We start from the raw sequence: 25,070 nt of genomic DNA on the forward strand, positions 1-25,070 counted from the left end.
AACTTGCGAAAAAACAAAAAAGCAAATCTAAGGTTATCGGTTAATTATCTGATTTAAGGATACATATATTCTTTAATCGATAATCTGACAAAAAAACAACTTGCGAAAAAACAAAAAAGCAAATCTAAGGTTATCGGTTATGGGTTAATTATTGATTTAAGGATACATATATTCTTTAATCGATAATCTGACGAAAAGCAACTTGCGAAAAAACAAAAAAGCAAATCTAAGGTTATGGATTAATCTGATTTAAGGATACATATATTCTTTAATCGATAATCTGGCAAAAAAACAACTTGCGAAAAAACAAAAAAGCAAATCTAAAGGTTATCGATTGAAATTTTCTGAATAGCCAATTACCCTTAAATCAGAAGACCTAACAAAAAAGCAAAAAAGCCGAAAAAAAAACCAACCCCTAAAAAGGATTGGTTTATCTTATCATTGTATATTTTCGTTGTTTGTTGTTTGTCGTTTGTTGTTTGTTGTTTGTCAACCATCAACAATCAACCGATCCCCATACTTTCTACGCATAGAATGGCGCATTTTTCACCGTCTATAGCCGCAGAAATGATACCTCCAGCATAACCAGCTCCTTCGCCACAAGGGTATAGTCCTTTGATTTGGGGGTGTTCTAGTGATTGATCATCACGAGGTATTCTTACTGGAGAGGAGGTTCTACTTTCGGGAGCGTGTAGAATGGCCTCATTGGTAAAATAGCCATTCATTGATTTACCGAATTCCTGAAACCCTTCTCGCATAATCTCTGTTAAGAAGTTAGGGAAGACTTCACCTAATTCAAGGGAAGTTGTTCCAGGTAAATAGGAAGTTTTCGGAATCGAGGTTGATACTTTTTTCTGTGCAAAATCGACCATGCGCTGAGCAGGAACACGTTGTGTTTCTCCCGCTAATAAGAAAGCACGTTGCTCGATTGACTTTTGGAATTCCATGCCTGCCAAAGCACCAAATTTCTCAAAAGGTTTGAAGTCTTCTAATCGAAGTTCTACCACAATTCCAGAGTTGGCCGTTGCTTGATCGCGTTTCGAAGGCGACCAACCATTGGTAACTACTTCTCCGGGGGCCGTGGCACAAGGTGCAATTACTCCACCTGGACACATGCAAAACGAATACATTCCTCTTCCGTTGACCTGTTTTACAATGGAGTAGGGAGCAGGAGGGAGAAATTCTCCTCTATAATCACAAGAATATTGAATTTGATCAATTAGCGATTGAGGATGTTCCGCTCGAACGCCTAATGCAAAGGGTTTAGCTTCAATAAGGATGTTCTTGCGATCCAATAATTCATAAATATCACGAGCGGAGTGCCCTGTAGCTAAAATAACCTTATTTGCTTCGAGGGTATCGCCATTTTCGAGTACAACTCCGCGCATTTCACTTCCGGCTAAGACAAAATCAACCACGCGTTTTTCGAATAGTACTTCACCGCCAAACTCTTCGATTTTGTGGCGCATGTCTTGCATGATTTTTGGCAATTTATTGGTGCCAATATGAGGATGAGCTTCAACTAAGATATCTTGTGAAGCACCAAAAGCAACAAGTAATTCTAAGATGCGATTGATGTCGCCGCGCTTCTTAGAACGCGTATATAATTTACCGTCAGAATACGTTCCCGCACCACCTTCTCCAAAGCAATAGTTGGAGTCGGGATCGACAAGGTGTTCAATGTTGATGGCTTTCAAGTCTCTTCGACGTCCGCGCACGTCTTTTCCCCTTTCAATTACAATGGGCTTTACACCTAGTTCAATGAGTTGCAGCGCCGCAAAATAACCGGCAGGTCCCGCACCAACAACAATGACGCGTTTCGCGTCTTTTACATTTTTGTAGGCAGGAAAATCGATTAGTCTATGTGCAACTTCTTCACCCGCAAAAAATACTTGTATTTTTAAGTTGATTTTGACCAAGCGCTGTCTAGCATCAATCGAGCGCTTTAAAATTGTAATATGTTGAATATCGGAAACTGAAGTTCGAATGTGTTGTGCAACATGAGCAGTTAATAACTCAGCTGAAGCTGCAACTTCAGGAAGCACTTGGAGCAGTAATTCTTGTGGCATTTTTTTATAAAGCAAATAGAGAACTCATTTTGACTTTTTCTAATTGGTTAAAAATTGCTCTTTTGAGCCTGCTTTTTGCCATTTTTTCATTCCGTAGTATTGCTATGCAACTTAAAAATGTCTTTAATCAGATTCAAAAGAGCTCATTTTCACTTCAATCAAAAAAGTCAAGATGAGTTCAGAAATTAAGGCGTAAAAATACACTAAAAAAATAATAAATAATTCGCGAATTCAAATGCAAAGGAAAAAAAGAAAGTTTCTGTTGACAGCTAGTTGTCAGTGAGATATTTTACATTTGTTGGTATAAAGGAATGGGAAAGGTCAAAAAGCAAAATTTAAAAAAGAGAAAGTATGTCATATTGTGATCACGTTGAATTATTGGCCGGAGATCGAAGAATACTCCACAAGAACTACCACGACAACCAGTATGGTTTTCCTATTCACGAGGACAATGAATTATTTGGACGCTTATTGATGGAGATCAATCAAGCGGGGTTGAGCTGGGAAACGATACTCAAAAAAGAAGAAGCGTTTAGAATAGCTTATAGTAATTTTGACATTCAGGCGGTAGCGGCTTATACAGAAGAGGATCGCTTGCGTTTGATGCAGGATGCTGGGATTATTCGAAACCGCCTCAAGATTAACGCAGCGATTGAAAATGCAAAAGTTATAATGCAGCTTCAGCGAGAATTTGGGTCATTCGAACAGTGGTTAGAACACCATCATCCAAAAACGAAGGAGGAATGGGTCAAGTTGTTTAAAAAGCATTTTCGCTTTACGGGAGGTGAAATTGTCAATGAGTTTTTGATGAGTATAGGCTATTTAAAAGGAGCACATGCAGAAACGTGCCCCATATATACCGTTGTGTTAGAACAACAGCCTTTATGGTCTCTTGAAGAGTAAGTGTGTTTTTGTATCTAACTCTTCGGTTTACAAGAAGATAGAAGTTTTTAGCGGTGTTAAATTTTTCCTATTCTTAAGAGAGAATTTTGCGTTCCCCGTCTTTTTTTGTTATCTTTAAGCTTGTCCTTAAAATGAAGAAACAGCAAATCTCAATATAAGCTGAATGGATTTTAAGGTTTAATATTCAAGTAAACCAATACAAACACAGATGGAATTTAGAAAACTAGGTGCTTCTGATATAGAAGTATCCGCTATTACTTTTGGCGCATGGGCGGCAGGGGGATGGATGTGGGGAAGTACAGACCGAAAAGAAGCGGTAGAAGCGATGCAAGCAGCCCATCAAGAAGGAGTAACCACCATTGATACCGCGCCTATTTACGGGCAAGGGGTTAGTGAGGAAATTGTAGGAGAGGCCATAAAGGGATTGGGCCGTGATAAAGTACAACTCTTGACTAAGTTTGGCATGCGTTGGGACTTAAACGAGCCTCAAGGTACTTTTGTGATGCATAGTCAAAATAACCAAGGCCAAGATATCGATATTTACAAATACGCAAGTAAAGCTAGTGTAATCAAAGAAGTAGAAGATAGTTTGAAGCGCTTAGGTACGGATTATATCGATTTGTTACAACTGCACTGGCCGGATGGAACAACTCCGATTGCAGAAACCATGGAAGCGATGGAATTGTTGATTCAACAAGGTAAAATTCGCGCAGCAGGTGTGAGTAATTATACGGTAGAACAGGTGAAGGAAGCGAGAACTACTTTGGGAATTGTCAGTAATCAAGTGCCGTATAGCATGCTCAATCGAGAAATCGAGCAAGAATTAGTTCCTTATGCTTTAGCGAATGATTTGAGTATTATTGCGTACAGCCCAATGGAAAGAGGATTGCTAACGGGTAAATACTTTAAAGCGAATGCATTTGCGGAAGGAGATCACCGTTCGAGTTATTTCTCTCAATTCAATCTGCCAAAAGTAGAGAATTTTCTAGAAGAGATTCGACCGCTAGCGGAAGAAAAACGCGCAACTTTTGCCCAGTTGGTTCTAAGATGGACCACGTTGCAACCCGCAATAACTGTTACTTTAGCAGGCGCCCGAAATGCCAAACAAGCCATTGCCAACGCACAGGCAATGCAGATTGCTTTGAATCCAGCTGAAATTGATTTTATCAATCGCGCGTTGGCAAAAATGTAATTTGACGAAAAAATATAAGGCTATCAAAACAGGCAGATGAGTCGCCTGAGGCTTGAACATTCGAAATTATATTTCTGTTTTCTATTCATAAAAAATGCCCCAAAAAGTGTCTAACTTTTTGGGGCATTTCTATGATGCAAAAGATCATCCTCTTTCTATGCTATTTGAATAAATAGTTCATCATATCAAGGGCTTGTTATTCTTTCCAGCGAACCAAAAGATACGAAGGTTGTTCAAAAGGTTTCATTTGAATCTCCTCTAAAATTTCAAATCCCCACTTTTTGAAATGAGGAAGTAAAGGATCGCCTTGTAAAACTTCCAACCAAATCGCATCGTATTGCTTAGTTAAGGATAAGGTTTTGTTCCACAAAGAAGCTCTTATTTCTTCCTGATTGTATTCGGGTTGAAGGTAAAAGGAAGCTAAATTAATTGCTTTTTTGTCCGCCAATTGGGCGGGTTGATCGACTGGTTTGATCATCGCATATCCTGCGGGAATGTCGTTTTGATACACCGTCAGCATTTGCGTACTTAAATCATTGAGCTCTAATACGGTTTCTTTGTGATCGAGTTGTTGTGCCAGGTATTGATTGAAAGACATTTCCTCTACAATTGAAGTATACATTCCTCTAATTTGAGCTTCTCTTAATTGAAAAAGAACGTTTAATCCTTCTTCTGTTGCTATCGTAAATTTTGTTATAATATTCATGTTGAATCGTGTTTATACACAAAGATAAAAGAATAAGACATTTTTTTTCGATATTAGGAGAAGTAAAAACGCAGTGCGAAAACAACCATTTCGATATTTTTATCTTTTCCTTTATTAACTTTGAATCACTATTCTTTTATTATGCATTCAACAGAACAACCTTTATTTGCTCTTTTACGCGAGTATTTTATCCCGATTTCTCTTCCAACAAAAACGAATTTATTGGAAGAAGGACAATATTCGAAACACTTTTACTTTGTTAAACAGGGGGTATTACGTGGTTGGACGCTACATGAAGGCAAAGAAGTCACATTTCAATTTGTATTTGAGGGAGACTTTTTCTGTAGTATAGAGAGTTTCTGGTATAATAAGCCAAGTCAATATACGCTTGAGGCCCTAGAACCTGTAGAGCTGTTGGCTTTAGATAAACAACAATTAAACGAGCTGATGCAAAAGAATATCCAAATTTTGGAAGCCTTTACTTCCTATATAATTGCTCGTTTATTAACCTATCAAAAAATGGTAATCGGGCGAATTAAAGAAAATCCCGAAAAGCGCTATAAACAATTACAGCAAATAGCACCTGAGTTAATTCAACGGATTCCCCAACATTACATTGCTTCTTATTTGGGGATAACACCTGTATCGCTCAGTAGAATTCGCAACAGGCGTTAATTAACAATTGTTATCGTTCATCCTTTTTCAATCGCCCACCTTTACAGTATAATTTTAAAGCACTGAACATGGAAAAGTTAGTTGAAGCGATGTTACACACAATTATCGAAGGACAAGCGTATAATGAACGCGATATACAGCACTACTTTAGTCCCAAGTACAAACAAATTGTCGATCAGGTGCAATTGGATTTCGCAGGATTCAAACAGCATATTCACAAGCTAAAAGAACTCATAGCATCCGTAGAGATCACCATCCTCAATACAGCTAGTCGTGGCAATACCGTATTTACTAAGCATTTAGTCTCATCCGTGTTGAAGGATGGTATCTGCTACAAACACAAAGTAATGGCTGAGTTTACAATTGAAGAAGGGAAAATTACCCGTTGTGAAGAGCTAACTTTGTTGATAGAGGGATTAGCACAGGGAAAGCAATTGGGGGCTGTTGTTTAAGAACCTTTATTTGATTTCAAGCACTAGATCAAACTTGATAGTATGAAAAAGGTTGGATCTAATCCAACCTTTTTTTTTACTTTGTAGCTACTTCTTCTGTTACTTCAGTAGTAGCATTCGTCATTTTTTGTTTAGGAGCTGCAGTATTTGCATTGGTTTCACGTGTAGCTTCTTTAAACTCCCTAATTCCTGTTCCAAGTCCCTTCATTAATTCGGGTATTTTCTTACCTCCAAATAATAGTAAAGCTATTGCAACAACAACTATAAGTTCAGATGGTGCTACTCCTCCTAAGGGTAATGTAGTCATCAACATGGTTGAATATATTAGTGGTTGAGAAAAACAAATGTAAATAAGGGTAAAATTGTAATAATAGTATTTAACATAACTTTGTTATTGGATTAAATGATTTATATTGGGTTTGTGTGGGTTAAAATTTAAAATATTAACATAGTGTCCTGAAAAAGAAAGCTATTTTTATTTATTACGCTTAGTTGTTGAGGATGTTCTGTTTAAATCCTTAACAATATCCAAAAAAGAGTTTTTTAAAACTTTAGTTTAGAGAATCGCAGGTTATGATTTAAACGTATCTTTGGTTGTACATTTTGCGTAGGATACAACTCACCTTTCATTTATAACCTTTACTTCATGACGCATTTATTCTATTTTAAGCGCAAGACGCGTATCCAAATTGGCGTTACTTTGACGTATATCGGAGGTCTATTCTTTTTGGTTTACTATCAGCCTGTTGTTTTACTTGCCTTATTATTGTTGTTCTTTATGATTATTGGTTTGAATCTCCTTGTGTGCGAGTGGAGGACCTGCTATCTCGTTTACCATAAAATGCCTGCACTTGAGGTCGGAGCAACTTGTTTTATCGATCATCGTTTAAAGTTAAAAATACCTTGGGACGAGGTAGTGGAAGTAGAGTTGAAGCATTTTAAGTCTGGGTATTATGGAATTGTATATCAAGTTAGAGAGGAGAGGGTTATAAAAAAACAGCTTCAAAAACCCTATCAGAAATGGCTGTGTGGGGTAATAGGAGTAAAACGATACAGTACCCTCCATTTATATCGGATCAACGCGAACAAATATGAGTTGTTTGAGCGTATGGAACAGTATCAAAAAAAAGCCCCAAAAAGGGTCTAACTTTTTGGGGCATGTCTAAAAAGACGTCTTTTTGAGCTTTTCCTTATTTTTTAGGGGCATTTTCTAAAAACATTTCTTTCACCTTGGCCGTGCTATATCCTTTTCCTTCTTCTAACTCACCCGAAGAGATGATATTCAGCACCTCTCCCTGACCATCCAATACAAAAAAGAAAGGATATCCTAGATTGCGCGCATTAGGTGTATATGTATTAAAAACCGCTTTATTTTTGTTTTTTTGAGAATAATTCAAGTGATAATACACGAAATTTTGATCTACTACCTCTTTTAATTCAGGTGTTTGTTGTACAAAATCATTGAATCGCAAGCACCAGATACACCAGTTTCCACCTGCTTGTACAAAGACGTATTTCCCTTCTTTCTTCGCTTGAGCAATTCGTTCATTTAGTTTTGCTTGTGCATCTTCTTCTTCGTTATACGGTTTGCTTAGTGTTTCTTTTTCTTGTTCAATCTGTTTTTTTAAAGCTAACGTATCGACTTCAATCTGAGGTTGAGGTGTAGCCATTTGTTCCGTTGATGGATCAATAACAGGAGTTGTTTTCTTCTCTTGTTTACAACTGATTATGGATACAGTTGAAAGTAGAACCAAACCAAGTAGCGTTTTTCTTTTCATGTGAAATATTAATTTGCTTTTGCGGTACAAAGTAATGAAATTATAGTGAATAAGCGATTGTTGTAAACGGTTATTTAACAAGAGGAATCAACGCTTTTTGGTAAATCTCCCTTCCTTTTTGAAGTTAATATTTCAATAATGTAAAGCCAATGTTTTCTAGGTGAATATTGAATTATGAAATGGTTAAGGATTTGATTGTTTGTGTTTTATATTGTTTTTTGGTTGTACTTTCGACTTGTGAAAAAGAAAAGAGAAGTAAAATAAAAAAAAGGTTACAACATGCAATAGCCTAAAAGGACCAATGCTATCTTAAGCGATTTTTGAGAAACGATTAAACCCCTGTGTTTTCTGTTTTCTCAACCTAAAGTTTGTCTATTTATTGATCCCAATTAGTTACTATTTTATGGTCCGACCAGCATTGTCGTTGTAACTTTTTTTTTATAATTGCTTTCGTCAATTGTTTTAACTATAAATAATTAGAACATGAAATACTTATACAAGCCTTCTATTGAATTGGGATTACAAGACCAGGTAAATCACATGGCTATTCGATCCTTGGGTAAGCGATGCAAAGGGATAGAAGCGATCCAAACTCCTAAGGCATTTCCGCGTCCTAAAGGACATTGTCTAACAGATACGCTGTCTTTTGCGGGATTGTTAGTTGCCTTGACACTTGTTGGTGCTATTATATGGAATTTTGACAACTTTGACTGGACAGCACGTCAACTTGCTTATTTCTTCTTGAATATGACGTTGAGTTTGATTCCTTTGGTTTGGACTTTTCACTTGGTGTATCCTTATTTCGATCGTCGTCGTGTACAAAAAAGCAAATTGAAAACGGTAGGACGGGTGATTGCCACAGATCACGCGGGGAAAATTATACAAAATGATGCGCAACAGCGAGCGCTTATTGAAATAGCACATCAAAATAAACGCTACTTATTAGTAGCGAATCAAGTAGGATTGGCGGTTCATCCAAATGCCACAGTAGAAATAACGTGGAATAGTTTTTCCCAACTGTGTTGGATTCACGATGCTAAATAGTATGGAATCTTTATACGGGTTCAGCAATCAAAAATACTTTTTGATTGGATAAGGTGGTTGTAAAGAAAATATAGACATCACCTCCATCTTTGATTTTCCATTTTTTGCGTAGTTCGTCCACTTTTATTGGGAAATTACGCACGGTAACATTCGCTTTTTGTTGTTGTAAATATTCTTTGGCTGTAGCTTTATTATAAGGTAAATGATGCTTTATTTTAAAGCGTCTGCCCGAGAAGTCTACCAATTCCTCACTGGTGTATAATTGACTGTGTTGGTGCAGTTTATTTACTTTAAAATACGCGCTAATCGCATTGAATTTTCCCGTTTTTAACAAAGCACTATGGGGCTCGTACAAATAGGTTTGTGGTTCAGAAAAAGTAGCTTCAGATTCGTCCGACCAGGGTATTGAAGTAAGTTGTTGCTGTGTTTTGGTTAGGTTAACAGCAATTAACTGGATGGATCCTACATAGTCTTTATCGATAACCCACAACAATTCTTTTACCTCATTTTGCAAGGCTACAATGTGAATTTCTCGCACAAATTTAAGTTCGCTTAATCCTGCTTGGAGGTCTAAAAGCGGCGATGTTTTCATTAAAACCGTTGAGGTATGTGCTAAAAGTAAATCGAGGTGTTCTACAATATTAGGTGTACAATCACTCAAGAAAAAAACTTTTTCTTTCTGTTGATTTCTTCGAGCTGGATCCAGGTAGATATAATCAAATTGCTGCTTGCTATTGGCTAAGTATACTAAACTATCTCCTGCAATGCACGTAACATTATCCTGTTGTAATTGTCGGTTATTATGCTGTACAATAGCACTCAATTCAGGCTGTATCTCACAATGGGTTACCGCTTTGATGCGTTGTGCAAAATAGTAGCAATCAATGCCAAATCCACCCGTTAAATCAATTAAAGTATCGCCCTCTACTAAAGAGGCTTTATAAGCGGCACACTCCTCTGAAGACGTTTGTTCAATAGATAGCTTGGACGGAAAAACAATAGCATCTGTGTTATACCATTTCGACAACTTGTGTTTGGACTTCTGCTTACTCTCGATTTGCGTCAATATATCCGCCAGGGGAATAGCAGGAAAAGGATTCTTTTTAAAGGCCAAATCAGCTATATTATCTTGACCATGTGCTTTGATGTAGGCTTGAACTTCAGGCTGTAATAAAAGTTGAATATCCACTTATAATTTTTTGGTAAGTACTTGAATAAATCGAACATTGGGGAAAAATTCCTTGCCAATTACTTTTAAGCAGGTATAGAGAGGAACAGCGGCAATCATACCGAAAATTCCACTAAACATACCGCTCGCTAAGATAACAACAAAGATTTCCAACGGATGGGACTTTACGCTATTGGAGAAAATCAAAGGTTGGTTGACGACATTGTCAATCAATTGAACAATTAAAAATCCAATCATTACCGATATCGCTTTGGGTATAGTTACTTCGATAAAATCATCACCTATGTAGGTTAACATAGTGAAAACGACCGCTAAGATGTTGCCAATTAGAGGACCAATATAAGGGATGATATTGAGGATAGCGCATAAGAAAGCGATTGTTGCAGCTCCATTAACACCAAAAATAAGCAATACGGTTAAGGCTAAAACATAGATAACAAACATTTGTACACAAAGCCCTAAAAAATAGCGAGAGAGGAGGTTGTTGATCTTGTTGATGGAATTTAATACTTTGTTCTCGTGTTTTTTAGAAAACAGCTTTTTAAACTGATATTCCAAAACAATTTGATCTTTCAGAAAGAAAAAGGCAATAAACAAAACAGAAAATAGTCCAATACCGATATCGCTCAACATACTGATCAGTGTATTGAGGAGATTGGGAACAAAATCGAGGTTAAACTGTGATTTTAGATGAGATTCTTCTACAACTTTGTCTAAACTAATCCCTTTAGCATCTAGATAAAGGTCGATTTTGTGAATTAAACCTGTGAAATCTTGTTGTAGCTGTGCTGTATTTAAAACCGATAGATTCTTCGCTTGTGTGGTAAATAACGGTACAAACATAAAAGAAAAACCAATGAAAATCGCAATGAATACACTCATTGTCAGGCTAATTGCTAACATCTTTTTTACCTTGCATTTTTGATGTAGAAAATCTACTACAGGTTTACCTATTAAGGCTAAGACGAAAGCTAAGGCAATATAGATAAACAATGTTCGGATTTGATATAACAACCCTACGCTCAACGCAATCCCACTTAAAATGAGAACGGCGCGTATAATACCTTTGGAAATTTCTTTGGCTTTCAATATGCAATCATTTATTCGTTCGCGAATACAAAACTATGACAAGCAACAAGAGCAGCTGTTTCTGTTCTCAATCTTGTATGTCCTAAAGATACAGGTTTAAAACCTTTTTCTAAAGCTAATTTAATCTCTGTTAAAGAAAAATCACCCTCAGGCCCAACCAATAAGAGATAATTTTCTTGAGGTTGTATGCTGTTTTTGAGTAGTTCTTTTTCTTTGTCATCCTCGCAATGGGCAATATACAACGCCCCTTGATGATTTTGTTTTAAAAAATCTTTTAAAGTGATGGGATCATTTAATTTTGGCAGATGATACTGAAGGGATTGCTTCATGGCCGATTGAATAATCTTTTCAAATCGCTCCATTTTTACTACTTTGCGTTCCGAATGATCACAAATAATAGGGGTAATCTCGTGAATGCCTATTTCAGTTGCTTTCTCTAAAAACCATTCATAACGCTCGTTCATCTTGGTTGGAGCAACTGCCAAATGCAGGCGAAAAGGCGTTTGGACCTGGTCTGTATATCCCGTGATATCCGTTAAACAACTGCGGTCAGAAGCCAAGGAAATTTTAGTTTCAAACAAGGTTCCATGACCATTGGTAACAAAAAGGGTATCTCCTTCTTTTTTGCGTAAAACGCGTATAATGTGTTTACTTTCATCTTTGTCAAAAGTGAAAGTAGCTTGTTCCTTATCAATGGAGGGGGAGTAAAATAATTGCATAACGTAAGACCTTAAAATTCAATTCTAGCTTTAGATACAACAGAAGAGTCAGCAAAAAGGGATTCTCTATAACGGTAGTAGCCCACTATGCCAATCATAGCTGCGTTGTCGGTTGTATATTCGAATTTGGGAATATAGGTTTTCCACTTGTATTTTTTTTCTGCTTCTTGTAAAGTGGCGCGTATGCCTGAGTTTGCCGATACTCCTCCGCCAATGGCAATCTGAGTAATTCCCGTTGTTTCGACGGCTAGTTTCAACTTATCCATCAATATTTTGATGATGGTATGTTGAATCGAGGCACAGATGTCAGCCTTATTTTCTTCAATAAAGTTTGGGTTTTCCGCCACTTGTTTTTGTATGAAATATAAAAATTGCGTCTTTAAACCACTAAAACTAAAGTTTAATCCCTCCACTTTAGGTTTGGTAAAAGGATAGGCTTTTGGATTACCTTCCTTGGCATATTTGTCAATCAAAGGACCACCAGGATAAGGAAAACCCAAAATTTTTGCGGATTTATCAAAAGCTTCTCCTACCGCATCATCGGTCGTTTCTCCCAATACCTTTAAGTCAAAAAAACTATTCACTTGCACAATCTGCGTATGTCCACCTGAAATTGTCAAGGCTAAAAAGGGAAATGTCGGTTGATCATAGCCACTTTCTGCGATAAAATGGCAAAGGATATGAGCGTGCATGTGATTCACGGCAATCAGAGGAATATCCAATGCTAAGGCTAAGGATTTGGCAAATGATCCCCCTACCAAAAGCGATCCCATTAAACCGGGACCTTGGGTAAAGGCAATGCCATGGAGGTCTTCTTTGGTAATCCCCGCTTTTTTTAATGCAATATCGACCACAGGTACAATGTTCTGTTGGTGTGCTCGAGAGGCTAGCTCCGGAACAACACCACCGTATTCTTCGTGTATCTCTTGACGAGCTACTACGTTAGACCATACTTTATTATCCGCTAAAACAGCAGCAGCAGTATCGTCACAAGAACTTTCGATCGCTAATATATACGTGGGTTTTATGGACATGTTTAATTTAATTTAAAGCTAATTTATATCTTCGTTTTCTTGTCAATCACTCCTAAAAATTAATTAAATTTGTTGCTTATACTCAGGTAGTAAAGAAAAGAAGATTTTAAAGGCAAATTTAAAACATTAATAGTTATCAAAAAATTTAAAAAAATAGTTTTTCGCCTGCTTTTGGCTGTATTCTGCTTGCTAATATTGGCAATAGGGTCTATGATGTTACCTTTTGTTCAAAGCTATTTGGCACGCTATGCAACGGAAAAAGTAAATGAGAAATTTGGAACGGATTTCTATATTGATCGTTTGTCTATTGATTTTTTAGGAGTCATTCACCTTAGAGGAGTAGAGGCAAGAGATGATCATCATAATATTTTAATTGGAATTGATCATTTTCAAACGCGTTTGGCTGATTTAAATGCATTGCGAGAAGGAAAAGTATATTTGGGAACAAGCCGAATCAAGGGTTTGTACATGAATATTCACAAGTATGAAGGGGCTGAACTAACAAATTTAGATCAACTTATTGCCGTTTTTGACGATGGCCAACCAGGAGAAGGAAAGTTTCGATTGAAAGCCTCTCGTATCTTTATTAAAAATTCTCAATTAATTATCTCAGATGATAATACCAAGGTAAAAGTTGCCGTTGATTTTAGAAACCTACAAGGGCAAGTGGACAATTTCTTTATCAAAGGTCCAGAAATTTACGGTTTAGTGAAAAATGTGAGTTTCCAAGATCACTGGGGAATGAATGTACAAAATTTGACCGCGGATTTTTCTCATACTCAAACGAGTATCGGATTGAAAGATTTGAAGTTAGTAACGGATCAATCGGATATTGAAGGACAGCTGAACTTGAGTTATGAGCCTGGCGATATGAAGTATTTTGTCGATAAGGTAAAATGGGATTTTCAAATCAATAAAGCCAAATTAAATTCATCTGATATCAATGTATTTGCCCATGAATTTGCTTCCAATAAAGAAGTGTATTTCAAAGGGTACATGAAAGGGGTGATGAATGATTTTGTGCTAGAAGGTGCAAATTTGGTAGATGAAAATAATTCGCAAATTATTGGTCACTTTGCTTTCCGAAATGTCTTTGATGATCACCAACCGTTTTGGATGCGTGCAGATTTATCTCGTTTGCAAACGACACGTTATAATTTAGTGGCTTTAATGCCCGATTTACTAGGCAAAACCTTGCCTACAGCATTGGAGGGCTTGGGCTTGGTTAATATTGTTGGAAACATTGAGTTGACCAAGCGCACCTTAGATACGGATATAGAACTCGTAACTTCCATCGGAAAGGGAAATGCCAAAATAGCCATTCAACAGTTGAATGATCCAAATCATGCTACATATAAGGGAAATATAAAGTTAGATCACTTTGATTTAGGTCATTTTATCGACAATAAACAATTTGGATTGACCTCTTTTGATTTGTATGTAGATGGACATGGATTCAATCAAAAATCACTAAATACCTCAGTAAAAGGGGATATTTTCTCTTTTGTTTTCGGCAAGTATAAATACACCCAATTGGCAGTAGATGGGTTAATGAAAATGCCGTATTATCGCGGTCTATTACACAGTGCCGATCCCAATGCGAAACTCGACTTCAACGGAACAATTGACTTAAGTACTAAAGAAAAGAACTACGATTTCGTGGCCCAGATTGACTATGCCGATTTATACGCTTTAGGGTTTGTCAATGATACCTTATCTAAGTTTACAGGGGATTTCGAGTTCAAAGCGAAAGGAAATAACATAGAAGATTTAGAAGGAGTCTTTACAGTGAATAATGCCATTTACGACAACAGTAAAGACCATTATGTATTTGAAGAATTTTCGATTGAATCTACTTTTACAGAAGATAATGAGCGCTTGTTGAAACTAAATTCTAAAGAAGCCATTCAAGGGTACATCAAAGGAAAATTCTTATTTGGTGAATCTAAAATGCTGTTTACGAATGCTTTGGGTAGTTTGTATACGAACTACTCTCCTTATAAAACGAAAAAAGGACAATATGTTGATTTTGATATTACCGTACACAATCGCTTGATTGAGGTTTTCTTGCCCCAATTAACCTTAAATGAACGTACACACGTAGATGGAGAAATTGACAGTGATGAGAATTTGTTTAAACTCAATTTCGATTCGCCAAGTATTGCCGTGAATGGAGTGGAATTATTCAATATTTTGTTGAATGTCAATAATTCCAATCCCATTTACAATACCTATGTATCGATTGATAGTGTACACACGAATTTCTACGATATTTCTGATTTTAACTTGCTGAACTTAACCCACAATGATACGTTGTTTGTGCGTTCAGAATTTAAAGGGGGTAAAAACTTAAAAGATAAGTACGAATTGAACTTGTATCACACCATTAACGAAGAAAAACTCTCCGTAGTGGGATTCAAGAAATCAGACGTGTTCTTCAAAGATTTTCAGTGGAGTATCAATGAGAATAACGACAAAGCCAATAAATTGGTGTTCAATAAAAAACTGATGGATTTTACCATTGATTCCTTAGCCATTTCACACAACAAGCAAATGGTTAATTTAAGTGGGGTCATGCGCGATTCTACGTATAAGAAATTGAATTTGTCTTTCGGAAATGTAGATTTGAATAAAATTACACCCGATATTGAGAATCTATCTTTTGGCGGTAAAATTGACGGAGAGGTAAATTTCTCTCAAATGAAAGATGTATATCATCCACAGGCGAATATTAGTATTGATTCCCTATTGATTAATAACGTCTACTTGGGCGATATGTTCTTCAAAGTGGATGGAGATAAGAAATTAGAGAAATTTACCGTTCACTCTAGTTTGATGGACGACGACGAACGAGAGCGATTTTACTTGAATGGGGATATCGATGTAATCAATAAACAAACGCATTTCAACATGGAATCCGGATTGACTGATTTTCCATTGCGTACCATTGCACCCTTTTTGAGTAGTGTAGCCAGTGATATGACCGGAACGGCTTTTGGTAAAATTTCATTCTTAGGGACAGCCAAAAATCCAGATGTCAACGGACGCTTGTATTTAAATGATACTAAATTCAAGTCGAAGTTCACTGGGGTGAGCTATGCTTTTGATCAAGAAACACCTTTGGACATAACAACCAAACAGTTTATCCTTCGCAAGGCTGGATTGACCGATACCAAATACAAAACAAGGGGGTTAGTGGATGGAAACGTCTCCCATAAGATATTCAAAGATTGGGTGATGAATCTATCGCTTTCCTCAACGAATTTATTGGCTTTGGATACGCAATACGCAGAAGGCAGTTTGTACTATGGAACGGCTTACATCAACGGAAAAGCAGATATCGTAGGACCGATAGAAATGTTGAGTATTAATATTAATGCAACTTCCAACAAGGGAACCTCTATTAAAATTCCACTGAAAGAAGCACAAAGTACAGGAGAGAATAACTTTATTCACTTCTTATCTCCTCAAGAAAAGAAATTGCGCCTGACAGGAAACGATTACGATCCTTATAAATACCGCAATAGTGGAATTGAGTTGGATTTTGAGTTTTACGTAACGCCAGAGGCGGAAATTGAAATTATCCTCGATCGAGAATCTGGACACGCCATGCGCGGAAAAGGAGCTGGATTTATTACCATGGAGATCAATACCCTTGGTAAGTTCAATATGTGGGGGGATTTCCAAGCGTATGAAGGGGAATACAACTTCAAATATGGGGGGTTAATCGACAAGAAATTTGTCGTGAAAAAATACGGAACCATTCGCTGGGATGGTAACCCGATGAATGCCATCTTGGATTTACAGGCCATTTATCACACCGAGGCGAATCCAAGTGTGATTATTGACAACTCCATCATTAACAGAAAAGTACCTACCGATGTGGCCATCGTATTGAATGGAAGTTTGAGCAATCCAGAGGTGGATTTCGATATTAATTTCCCAACGGTGAGTTCGGTTGTGAAGTCTGAATTGGACTATAAATTGAGTGATCGCGATACCCGTGAAAGACAGGCAATGGCTTTATTGGCTACGGGATCCTTCTTCTCGTCGGATAACTCTTCTTCTGCTTTAGCGGGAAGTTTATTTGAACGCGCGAGTAGTATTTTCGATGATTTATTCTCAGATGTAGATGATAAGTTTAAAGTCGGATTGAATTACGCTCAAGGAGAGCGAAATCCATATACACAAACGGAAGGGCGTTTAGGGGTTACTTTTACCACCAAGGTAAATGATCGCATTTCAGTAAACGGAAAATTAGGCGTACCTGTAGGAGGAGTGGAGCAATCGGTGATTGTAGGAGATGTAGAAGTGCTACTGCGCATCAACGAAGAAGGTACACTAAATGCGCGCTTCTTTAACCGAGAAAATGACATCAACTATATTGGAGAGGGCATTGGCTATACCCAAGGGGTAGGACTGTCCTATGAGGTGGATTTTGATACGATGAAGGAATTGATTGCCAAATTTTTAAATCAATCAGAAAAGAAAAAGAAGAAAAAAGAAGAAAAAGAATCAACCAATAACCGAGCGGAAGACCTACCAGATTCCGATTATAGTCAGGAGTTTATTCGCTTTTACGAAACAAGGAGAAAAAGTGGAAGTACGCCTTCGGGGCAGTAAATAAAGTCAACTTTAAAATAATAGGATAGGCAAGGCAATATAGAAATCTATATTGCCTTGTTTGTTTTTTACCCTTTTTTGACTAAAATGTTTCAACCTAATAAAGAATTAAAAATGTTAATTTTTTTAAGGAATAGTATTATCTTTCAAGGAGAGGAAGATGGCTGATTTTCCTTCAATAAAAGTAATTGATAGACGTAAATGTATAGAGATTTGAGAAGTAACTGGGTGTTGATTTTAGTGCTTGTATCCGTATTGGTAATGGGGTGTGGTAAAGTGAAAAAACAAGTGGGATTGGTTCAGAAGGTTGAATATCAGTTGTTAGATACAATGGATAAAGTGAAACAAATTGAAGAATATAAACAAGAGGTAGCATCTTTCAAAGAGAAATTGACAATGCGTCAACGCGATAGTTTTGAATCTGCAGAAGGGGGCGAGATCAGGTGCTTTTATATAGAAAAAGATACAGTAAAAATGGAAATGGATTATTATGGAGAAACTGGGAGAAAGCATCTTATACTCTACCAAAAAAATGGTTTACCCGTGTTGATAGAAGAGAAGACTTTTGTCTATGAGGAACCTTTAGGAATAAACCAAACCACGACCATTAGCGACAGTTTAGTTCAGCAGTTTTATTTTGATAAACAGAACTTGATCTACTGGTTGAAAGAGGGGCAGCACGTACCTTCCTCGAATTATAAAGAGAAGGAAGAAGAGTTAGTAGTTTTTTTTAAGCGCAATTGACAATGAAAATAAGGAGCTTAATGCTGTGTTTGTTTACGCTAAATAGCCTAGCTCAAGAAGCGAAACACGATTTAGAAGGAACAAAATGGCAATGTGTAATAGCAGAGAATTGTGTGAATCAATATCGTTTTGTCACAGCGGATACATTTGAATTTTACAGCTGTGAAATGGAAGAAACGTATTATGGTACATACTATTTTGAGGATGATTTTTTAATGATTTATGAAAAAGGTTCCTATGAAGAATCAGATGATTATTACGAACAAAAATTATTCAAAACGGCTATCGAAGATGATTATTTAAAACGACTATCATTGCGTTATTTGGAAAAAGGTAAATGGGTGAAATCGAAATTTGTATTGGATGATCAATACAAATATTATAAAGTAAAATAGGCTGTTCATGGCTATTTAGCGAATTAAAATAAGGTTTAAAAGATTGTAATATTTGCTCAGATGATTCGTAGAGGTAGTCGGATAAAAGTAAGCTTGAAGTTTCTCCTTTTGGGGATTGGCTGTGGTGTAATGCTGTCTTCTTGTTGGACAACAGAAGGGAATTCAAAAGGAATTTCTCTCGATGTGAGTAAAACAAAACAGATAGATTCTACCGCTGTTGTTCAGGCCGTTCATTTTGTGCCAGATACACTTGTAAATAACCGTTTAGCGTTAAGAGATTTCAATGGCATAGTACAAGGGATGCTTCAAAAAAAAGACCAAAACGTTGTAGAAAAACTGAGAGAAAGTCCTGTTTTTGTCTTTGTCAATCAGGACCATACAAGTTATTTGCTCGCTTATCAATACGAGGGGGCTATGGCTTATGCTTTTGATTGCTTTGAAATAGGGTATACGAAAGACTTAGGACAAACAAAAGGGGAGGTAAAAGTTGATGAGTCGTTTTTTGTACTAGGCAGTGGTTTAAAATTGGGACTCTCTCTAGCGGAATTAGTCGAAATTAAAGGCAGTGCTTATGATCAAGAAGAAAATCAAATAACGTATCGAATCGATGATTATCGTCAGTCTTCTTTTTTAAAGCGATATAATATGCCAGCCTATTTTTTAACCTGTACCCTTACTGATCATGTCATCACAAAAATAAAATTTGGATTTGAACAACCTTGATTGACAAGTTTGTTGGATGTAAATAAGAAAAAGAGTAACCGTGAAATCTATACTTATAGTTATTTGTCTGTGTTTGCTAATGGGGTGTAAATCAACGAAGCAATTGGATGTAAAAGCGTGTCGTGACTTTCAAGAACGATACGATAAAATTGAAAATTTTTACAAAAAGAGAAGTCCCTTACAAATGGATGAAATTACCCAAATGGTACGATTGACGGGGATTGAAGTAGATTGTGATTTTTCAGTTGATATAGATTATTACCTGACGAAAAAGAACTTAAAAGACTGGAAAAAATGGTATCAACGGAATAAACAGTGGTTATCTTGGGAAGAGGAAACACAACGTATAAAACTGCTACATGAGCCAAAGGATGCGTTCGTTGAAATAGAGGTTTTGGCAGGTTCTCATCCCAGGAAAAAAGAACTGTTTTCTTCCGCTTATGTGTTTCTAATCATTGATTTGCATATAACAGAAATTAATTCTAAGAACGGATATTACCACTTAAAGGGAATAAATGGAAAAGATACATTGGATGTAATCGCACCGGAACTTGCTGTTTTGGTTAGAGAAAGAAAGAAGAGGAGATGGAGAGAAATAAAGGAGAATGAGGTATACGAATTTGATTTATTGCAGGTATATAAAGCTCGTGATTTTGGAGGGTTGCTTCAGCCCGATGAAATAGAACTCCTGACGCAAGGAGACTATCGTTCAAAAAAGCAGCCTGGACCTAAATATTATCGAATTTTAAATCGATATGGCTATGAAAAGTAATAGTAATTCAGGTTTTAGTGGTCTTTAAATCAAATAGTTAATGTAGAAGTAAAACGATTGTTAGTTGCAGAGGATGCAGTTGCTTGTGATTTAAAGTGAATTGTAGCTATGTTGCCTGAATTAAATTGAGAGGATGAAACAAGGAAAGATGCGATATAGAATTTGGATCTATGTTATAGGAATACTCATGGGTATATCCTGTCAAAGAAAGGCCTTTCAATCCGATATACTCCACATGTTGAATATAGAGGCAAAAGAAATAAAATTGCTAGACAGTTATCATCAGTTTGGAGGATTTGGAGAGGGGTTTATAGTAGAAGAATACAGCGTATCTCCAAAGGTTGTTACGGACTTTTTATACCCAACAGCTAAAATTATACCTCGTAAAAATGAAACTCATTCATGGCAAAAAATCGATTGGAAACAAGGACCACCTAGTGAATACTTAGAAGAGTTATTTCTGCTGTGTTTAAGTTATGAAGACGGAAATGAAATACGAACTGAGAAGTTGAAAGAATTACGGCAACTTGTGGAGTCCCCGTGGGTTTATTATGCCTTTTATTATTATCCTTCATTAGAAATGCCTGAATTAGCTCAAATGTTTATTTTGGATTCACGAACAAAAAAAATATACGCAATAGAGATTAGCATATAAGGGCGGATATGAAAAATTAACAGCTAAGAAAAATCAAAAGCAAGTGGGAAAACAACAGAATAAAAAGCCTCAAGACAATATAAAAGCAATGAAAAAAGATGATTTTGTAAAAAAAATACCTAAAATTGATATTTTATCGTGGAAAGAAGCTTATACTATCATTCATGCGTTTTGTTATTCGGATACTAAAATCAATTTGAATGAAATAAAGCAAATGCTAAGTTTAAAAGATAAGGACTTAGTAGATTTATTTTTGAGTACGTATATTTTGTTTGATGATAACGATAAAGCCTATTTAGAGCTTTTTATTAATGAGAATTTAGATCATGAGGATACAGCGTTTATTTCAGATCTATTGTATTTTGCAACAGATTGGTCTCTAAATATTAATTATTTAAAAGTTTTGAATATCATAGAAAAGCAGGCGAAAGATGAAAACTATGTCGTTTTGGGAGCTATTAACTATATCGCTAATACTATTAAGTATTATTATATCGAAGAAATTGTTCGCTCTTTTAATAGGGTCGTGAATACAAAAGATTATTTTCAATCAGAGCAAATTTTAGCAAGTATTTCTTTATATAGGATAACTGCTAAGGAGTCATACTTGGATTTTATAGCTGAATTAATTGATCATGATAAAGATAATCTAGTTTTTCTAACTAATGTATTGAGAGAGAAAAGTTATCAGGAAGCGTACTTTGATTTGAGTGAAATTAAAGTACGATTTTTAAATAAATATCATGTATAGAAGAGGAGTAAGCAGTAAGTATCCTTCTAGCGCTAGTATACCATCACCTAAAAGGAATAGGTAATGTTTACAAAAAATGGATAGAAAAGTGATCTCAATAAAAATTTTGATGAAAGATATTAATCAAAGTAGGATATTAAAAAATGATGATCCTATTCCCTATATTTTTGCTTTTCTGTTGGAGTATAACGATACAATTATTACTGTGAAATCCGATGGAGTCTATTATTTTGAGAATAACTTAAAATTCTATCCACATGCTGATTTAGTAAAAAAGTATTGGAATTTACAAGACGGAGCTTTGTTGCCAATTAGACCGCTAGAAGAAAAGTAATTGTCAACATTTACTCTGATCGTGCGGACTTGCCGTCCGTACGCCTAATTATAAAAGAAGAAAACCCGTCTATAGATCAAAGGGGGGGGGAGTAAGCAGTTTGCTGTTACTCGCAGATTATTCAATACAAAGAGAATCAAAACTGTATCAAAATACAATTTCAAACCATGAACAACCAAGTTTATATTTCCTGTAGTTTTGCTTTGAGAAAAATTCTTGAGCAAGAATTACAAACCATTAAAAACGTTTTATTGGAACATCAGTATCAACCTTGGGTGTTTGTGGAGCATTATATATTTACTGCACAACAAGAAAAAGAAATGATGCAACAAGCCATGCAGGATATTGAAAACAGTGTGCTTCTGCTGGCAGAAACTACAGATAAAGGCATTGGAATCGGGATAGAAGCAGGGTATGCAAAAGCCTTAAAGAAACCCGTTGTATATTTGCGTAAACAAAGTGCAGCACATTCTACTACTTTAGCGGGATTGAGTGATTATCAAATTGTGTATCAAGATACCGATGATTTAGCCCGCCAATTAAAGCAAGTTTTAGCAGTAGTAACACAAACGCTAAACAAGAAATGAAGATGTGTATTTGAATCAATTTTTGACGCGGGAGGAACTGATTGAAATTGGTGCAAAGGCACTGGATAAACAATAAACGAAATGAATATACAAGAACGACTGAAGCAACTTACAGCAAAAGAGAAAGCTCAAATTAAAGCAGTGGAAGTACGCGAGTTGGATGAGGAAGATGCGGGGCATTTTGTGGCCTTTGTCGATGAAGGGGAAGAAACCTATGATGTACAAATTCATTTAGACGACCAACAAATAAAACAACTGACTTGTGATTGTGGAACTACAAGTGGACTTTGTATTCATCAGGGGGCTGTATTGTTGCAAATCACTCAAAAGGGATTGAAAGTTGCACCCACTCAATTGGTGAAAAAGAGTAGAGCAAAGGCAAAACAAACGGTGAGTACTGTGTTGGTACAAGAGCAAAGTAAAGAAGTACTGGCGCAGTGGTTGGTAGAAGTATTTAAGAAAAATAAAACCTTGGAACAACAGTTTATCGTTACCTTTTCTCAAGAAAAAGTAGATTATACGGTAGAATATGTAGAGGAAATCATGCAGCAAACGTTTAAGGCTGTAGCGGGTAGACGCAAAACATTAGAAGGAGTAAAGATTAAAAAAATATTGGATACGCTGGCTATTGCTTTTGAACCGGTGAATGATTTTATAACCGTGAATATCGATAAGCCCATTGCTTATGAACTCTTTTCAAAAATCATGTTGGATATACAAGCGTTTGATAGACGAATCTCTCATCACAGCAAGAAATTTACCGATTTTTATCAAAGTTATAGTACTTGGTTTGCGTTGACGTTGAATAATACCCAAAATCAGAGCGTATGGCAAGAACAGGTCAAACAGTTGATGCATCGTGTTTTTATTGAAAATAGCAACACGCGAACGGTGGATACCGTGCTATTAAAGCATATTTATGATCATGTAAACCTTGAACAACAAAAAGATTTTGCTTTCGCTTTACAGCCAAGTGTCCTTCAAACGACACATACGCGATACGATTTCAAAATGGATTTTGTCAGTTTTATTCGCGATGTGGCATTAACGCATGATTTTTATGAAGAAGTATATCCTTTTTTTGCCATTAAAGATTGAACTCATCTTGATTTTTTTGATTGAAGTGAAAATTAGTTATTTTGAGACTGATTAAAGGCATTTTTTAATTGCATAGCAGGGTTACGGAATGAAAAAATGGCAAAAAGCAGGCTCAAAAGAATAATTTTTTAACCAATTAGAGAAAGTCAAGATGAGTTCATTAAAAAATAGAATGGTGTAACTTAAGTTACTGTAGGATTTCAGAAAAGGAAATATCTTCGTCCCAAAATAAAACACAATGTTACAGTGGTTAAAAAACATATTCGGTTTAGCTGAGGATAAAACTTCATTGGCAACCTTAGTGCAAGAAGGAGCGATTTTAATTGACGTTCGAACTCAAGGAGAATACCTCAGTGGGAGCGCAAATAAAGCTGTTAATATTCCCTTAGATCAATTGGTTGCTAGAAGTGATCGATATAGCAAGGAAACCCCTTTAATCGTCTTCTGTAGAAGTGGTATACGAAGTCAACAAGCCAAAAGAGTATTGGAACAGTTGGGCTATCAAAAGGTATATAATGGAGGAGGCGTTCGCAAGGTAATCAATCAATTAAAGTAGTAGAGATGAGTCAACAATTTTGGGAAGAGCGGTATAAACAAGAAGATTATGTATATGGAATAGAACCTAATGCTTTTCTAAAAGAAGTATTGCCGTTGGATGGACAAGGCAAAAAAATGTTGTTTGTAGCCGAAGGAGAAGGAAGAAATGCTGTTTATGCCGCCACATTGGGCTATACGGTTGATGCATTTGATTTAAGTACAGAAGCAAAGAAAAAAGCCATGCGATTAGCTTCTAAACAAGGGGTAGAATTACAGTATGACGTTTGTACTGTAGAAGATTGGCCCAGTAACGAAGCCCAATACGATGGACTTGTTTTGATTTATGCTCATTTTCCTCAGGAGAAGCGTCGAGCGTATCACCGCCATTTGGCACAAGCTCTAAAATTTGGAGGGATGCTTATTCTAGAAGCGTTCTCCCCTAAACAAATAGAGCAAAGAACGAAAGGAAGTATAGGCGGACCTGGAGAACTTGAAATGCTTTATCCGTTAGAACAGTTGATGGAAGATTTTCCCTCTTTTCAATTTCATTTAGCACAAGAAAAAGAAGTCGAGTTACGAGAAGGACACTTTCATCAAGGGACTGGAGCGGTTATTCGATTGATGGGACAAAAAAAATAAAAGAAAAACCAACCGTTAGCATGACGGTTGGTTTTTCTTTTATTCTTCTTTCTCATCGGAGAAGTATTGATTGTAAATTTTGATACTGTCAATTGGATCGGGCATGCCCATCGGAGCGTTGTCTCGCTCGTATTTTTCAATTAGAATTTGCAATACCTCTAGTTCATCTACAGTATCTTTATTTTGTGGACTACCTTCTAATAGTTGTACTTTGATCATAGCCATGTGGTAATCTTCTTCCGTACGAATAGGTCTTAATTTCATAATACTACAATTAATTGCACTTTTTTGGTTGAATCAAGACTTGATTTTCAAGCCTTTCCTATAAAACTACACCTTTTTTTTGATTAAAGGGCTTGATG

27 protein-coding genes are annotated in these 25,070 nt (G+C 36.4%); 18 read left to right on the top strand and 9 right to left on the bottom strand.

The features are described from left to right. Positions 1-503: 503 nt before the first annotated feature. Positions 504-2,069 carry an NAD(P)/FAD-dependent oxidoreductase gene (locus tag FBR08_RS12680; protein WP_158963057.1) on the bottom strand — a complete coding sequence of 522 codons (1,566 nt, stop codon included), beginning with the start codon at positions 2,067-2,069 and terminating at the stop codon, positions 504-506. A gap of 351 nt (positions 2,070-2,420) precedes the next feature. Here FBR08_RS12680 and FBR08_RS12685 point away from each other — a divergent pair, with 351 nt between their 5' ends. Together FBR08_RS12685 and FBR08_RS12690 are read left to right on the top strand one after the other, a co-directional pair. After that, entirely contained in the window at positions 2,421-2,972 is a 552-nt protein-coding gene (locus FBR08_RS12685) for a DNA-3-methyladenine glycosylase I (protein WP_158963058.1), read from the top strand. 208 nt (positions 2,973-3,180) lie between these two features. Further along, positions 3,181-4,164: an aldo/keto reductase gene (locus FBR08_RS12690; protein WP_158963059.1), complete on the top strand. Its 984-nt coding sequence runs from the start codon at positions 3,181-3,183 to the stop codon at positions 4,162-4,164. 196 nt (positions 4,165-4,360) lie between these two features. Here FBR08_RS12690 and FBR08_RS12695 read toward each other — a convergent pair whose 3' ends face one another. Beyond that, positions 4,361-4,870 (bottom strand): hypothetical protein, encoded by a 510-nt coding sequence (locus tag FBR08_RS12695; protein ID WP_158963060.1) that lies wholly within the window; start codon positions 4,868-4,870, stop codon positions 4,361-4,363. A 141-nt stretch (positions 4,871-5,011) separates the two neighbouring features. Here FBR08_RS12695 and FBR08_RS12700 point away from each other — a divergent pair, with 141 nt between their 5' ends. Both FBR08_RS12700 and FBR08_RS12705 read left to right on the top strand, forming a co-directional pair. Beyond that, positions 5,012-5,545, top strand: a complete 534-nt coding sequence (locus tag FBR08_RS12700) for a Crp/Fnr family transcriptional regulator (protein ID WP_158963061.1) — start codon at positions 5,012-5,014, stop codon at positions 5,543-5,545. A 68-nt stretch (positions 5,546-5,613) separates the two neighbouring features. After that, complete coding sequence (locus FBR08_RS12705) at positions 5,614-5,997, top strand: nuclear transport factor 2-like protein (RefSeq protein WP_158963062.1); 384 nt, start codon at positions 5,614-5,616, stop codon at positions 5,995-5,997. A 76-nt stretch (positions 5,998-6,073) separates the two neighbouring features. Here the strand turns inward: FBR08_RS12705 and FBR08_RS12710 are convergent, their stop codons facing one another. Further along, positions 6,074-6,310 (bottom strand): Sec-independent protein translocase subunit TatA/TatB, encoded by a 237-nt coding sequence (locus tag FBR08_RS12710; RefSeq protein ID WP_158963063.1) that lies wholly within the window; start codon positions 6,308-6,310, stop codon positions 6,074-6,076. A 333-nt stretch (positions 6,311-6,643) separates the two neighbouring features. Between FBR08_RS12710 and FBR08_RS12715 the strand changes: the two genes are divergently transcribed. Continuing rightward, positions 6,644-7,144, top strand: a complete 501-nt coding sequence (locus tag FBR08_RS12715) for a hypothetical protein (protein ID WP_158963064.1) — start codon at positions 6,644-6,646, stop codon at positions 7,142-7,144. A gap of 43 nt (positions 7,145-7,187) precedes the next feature. Here FBR08_RS12715 and FBR08_RS12720 read toward each other — a convergent pair whose 3' ends face one another. After that, on the bottom strand, positions 7,188-7,775 hold the full coding sequence (locus FBR08_RS12720; RefSeq protein WP_158963065.1) for a thioredoxin family protein: 588 nt from the start codon (positions 7,773-7,775) through the stop codon (positions 7,188-7,190). Positions 7,776-8,258: 483 nt separating this feature from the next. Here FBR08_RS12720 and FBR08_RS12725 point away from each other — a divergent pair, with 483 nt between their 5' ends. Then, a complete protein-coding gene (locus tag FBR08_RS12725) occupies positions 8,259-8,819 on the top strand; it encodes a hypothetical protein (RefSeq protein ID WP_158963066.1) in 561 nt (186 codons plus the stop codon). Positions 8,820-8,829: 10 nt separating this feature from the next. Here FBR08_RS12725 and FBR08_RS12730 read toward each other — a convergent pair whose 3' ends face one another. The 4 genes from FBR08_RS12730 to tsaD are packed head-to-tail and all read right to left on the bottom strand — an operon-like array spanning position 8,830 to position 12,850. Then, complete coding sequence (locus tag FBR08_RS12730) at positions 8,830-10,008, bottom strand: class I SAM-dependent methyltransferase (RefSeq protein ID WP_158963067.1); 1,179 nt, start codon at positions 10,006-10,008, stop codon at positions 8,830-8,832. Beyond that, the gene (locus tag FBR08_RS12735) at positions 10,009-11,097 is read right to left on the bottom strand and encodes an AI-2E family transporter (protein ID WP_233266111.1); all 1,089 of its coding nucleotides are present in this window, start codon (positions 11,095-11,097) and stop codon (positions 10,009-10,011) included. Positions 11,098-11,108: 11 nt separating this feature from the next. Further along, positions 11,109-11,816 (bottom strand): 16S rRNA (uracil(1498)-N(3))-methyltransferase, encoded by a 708-nt coding sequence (locus FBR08_RS12740; RefSeq protein WP_158963068.1) that lies wholly within the window; start codon positions 11,814-11,816, stop codon positions 11,109-11,111. An 11-nt stretch (positions 11,817-11,827) separates the two neighbouring features. Continuing rightward, positions 11,828-12,850, bottom strand: a complete 1,023-nt coding sequence (tsaD, locus tag FBR08_RS12745; protein WP_158963069.1) for a tRNA (adenosine(37)-N6)-threonylcarbamoyltransferase complex transferase subunit TsaD — start codon at positions 12,848-12,850, stop codon at positions 11,828-11,830. Positions 12,851-13,060: 210 nt separating this feature from the next. Between tsaD and FBR08_RS12750 the strand changes: the two genes are divergently transcribed. The 12 genes from FBR08_RS12750 (at position 13,061) to FBR08_RS12805 (ending at position 24,708) form a co-directional block, all read left to right on the top strand. Next, positions 13,061-17,473, top strand: coding sequence for a translocation/assembly module TamB domain-containing protein (locus tag FBR08_RS12750; protein WP_233266112.1), 4,413 nt, complete (start codon positions 13,061-13,063; stop codon positions 17,471-17,473). A gap of 201 nt (positions 17,474-17,674) precedes the next feature. Continuing rightward, positions 17,675-18,217, top strand: a complete 543-nt coding sequence (locus FBR08_RS12755) for a hypothetical protein (RefSeq protein WP_158963070.1) — start codon at positions 17,675-17,677, stop codon at positions 18,215-18,217. Positions 18,218-18,219: 2 nt separating this feature from the next. Then, a complete protein-coding gene (locus tag FBR08_RS12760) occupies positions 18,220-18,612 on the top strand; it encodes a hypothetical protein (RefSeq protein WP_158963071.1) in 393 nt (130 codons plus the stop codon). Between the two features lie 60 nt (positions 18,613-18,672). Next, on the top strand, positions 18,673-19,335 hold the full coding sequence (locus tag FBR08_RS12765) for a hypothetical protein (RefSeq protein ID WP_158963072.1): 663 nt from the start codon (positions 18,673-18,675) through the stop codon (positions 19,333-19,335). Between the two features lie 79 nt (positions 19,336-19,414). Next, complete coding sequence (locus FBR08_RS12770; protein WP_233266113.1) at positions 19,415-20,107, top strand: hypothetical protein; 693 nt, start codon at positions 19,415-19,417, stop codon at positions 20,105-20,107. A 133-nt stretch (positions 20,108-20,240) separates the two neighbouring features. Beyond that, positions 20,241-20,762 carry a hypothetical protein gene (locus FBR08_RS12775; RefSeq protein WP_233266114.1) on the top strand — a complete coding sequence of 174 codons (522 nt, stop codon included), beginning with the start codon at positions 20,241-20,243 and terminating at the stop codon, positions 20,760-20,762. Positions 20,763-20,805: 43 nt separating this feature from the next. Continuing rightward, a complete protein-coding gene (locus FBR08_RS12780) occupies positions 20,806-21,513 on the top strand; it encodes a hypothetical protein (protein WP_158963074.1) in 708 nt (235 codons plus the stop codon). A gap of 109 nt (positions 21,514-21,622) precedes the next feature. Beyond that, on the top strand, positions 21,623-21,847 hold the full coding sequence (locus FBR08_RS12785; protein WP_158963075.1) for a hypothetical protein: 225 nt from the start codon (positions 21,623-21,625) through the stop codon (positions 21,845-21,847). 167 nt (positions 21,848-22,014) lie between these two features. Beyond that, positions 22,015-22,434, top strand: coding sequence for a nucleoside 2-deoxyribosyltransferase (locus tag FBR08_RS12790; RefSeq protein WP_158963076.1), 420 nt, complete (start codon positions 22,015-22,017; stop codon positions 22,432-22,434). A gap of 81 nt (positions 22,435-22,515) precedes the next feature. Continuing rightward, on the top strand, positions 22,516-23,532 hold the full coding sequence (locus FBR08_RS12795; RefSeq protein WP_158963077.1) for an SWIM zinc finger family protein: 1,017 nt from the start codon (positions 22,516-22,518) through the stop codon (positions 23,530-23,532). 238 nt (positions 23,533-23,770) lie between these two features. Continuing rightward, on the top strand, positions 23,771-24,088 hold the full coding sequence (locus tag FBR08_RS12800; protein WP_158963078.1) for a rhodanese-like domain-containing protein: 318 nt from the start codon (positions 23,771-23,773) through the stop codon (positions 24,086-24,088). Between the two features lie 5 nt (positions 24,089-24,093). Beyond that, positions 24,094-24,708 (top strand): class I SAM-dependent methyltransferase, encoded by a 615-nt coding sequence (locus tag FBR08_RS12805; RefSeq protein WP_158963079.1) that lies wholly within the window; start codon positions 24,094-24,096, stop codon positions 24,706-24,708. A gap of 39 nt (positions 24,709-24,747) precedes the next feature. Here FBR08_RS12805 and FBR08_RS12810 read toward each other — a convergent pair whose 3' ends face one another. Next, positions 24,748-24,972 carry a hypothetical protein gene (locus tag FBR08_RS12810; protein WP_158963080.1) on the bottom strand — a complete coding sequence of 75 codons (225 nt, stop codon included), beginning with the start codon at positions 24,970-24,972 and terminating at the stop codon, positions 24,748-24,750. Positions 24,973-25,070: the final 98 nt, after the last annotated feature.

It is taken from the genome of Myroides fluvii (genome assembly GCF_009792295.1).
GTDB classification, from domain to species: domain Bacteria; phylum Bacteroidota; class Bacteroidia; order Flavobacteriales; family Flavobacteriaceae; genus Flavobacterium; species Flavobacterium fluvii_A.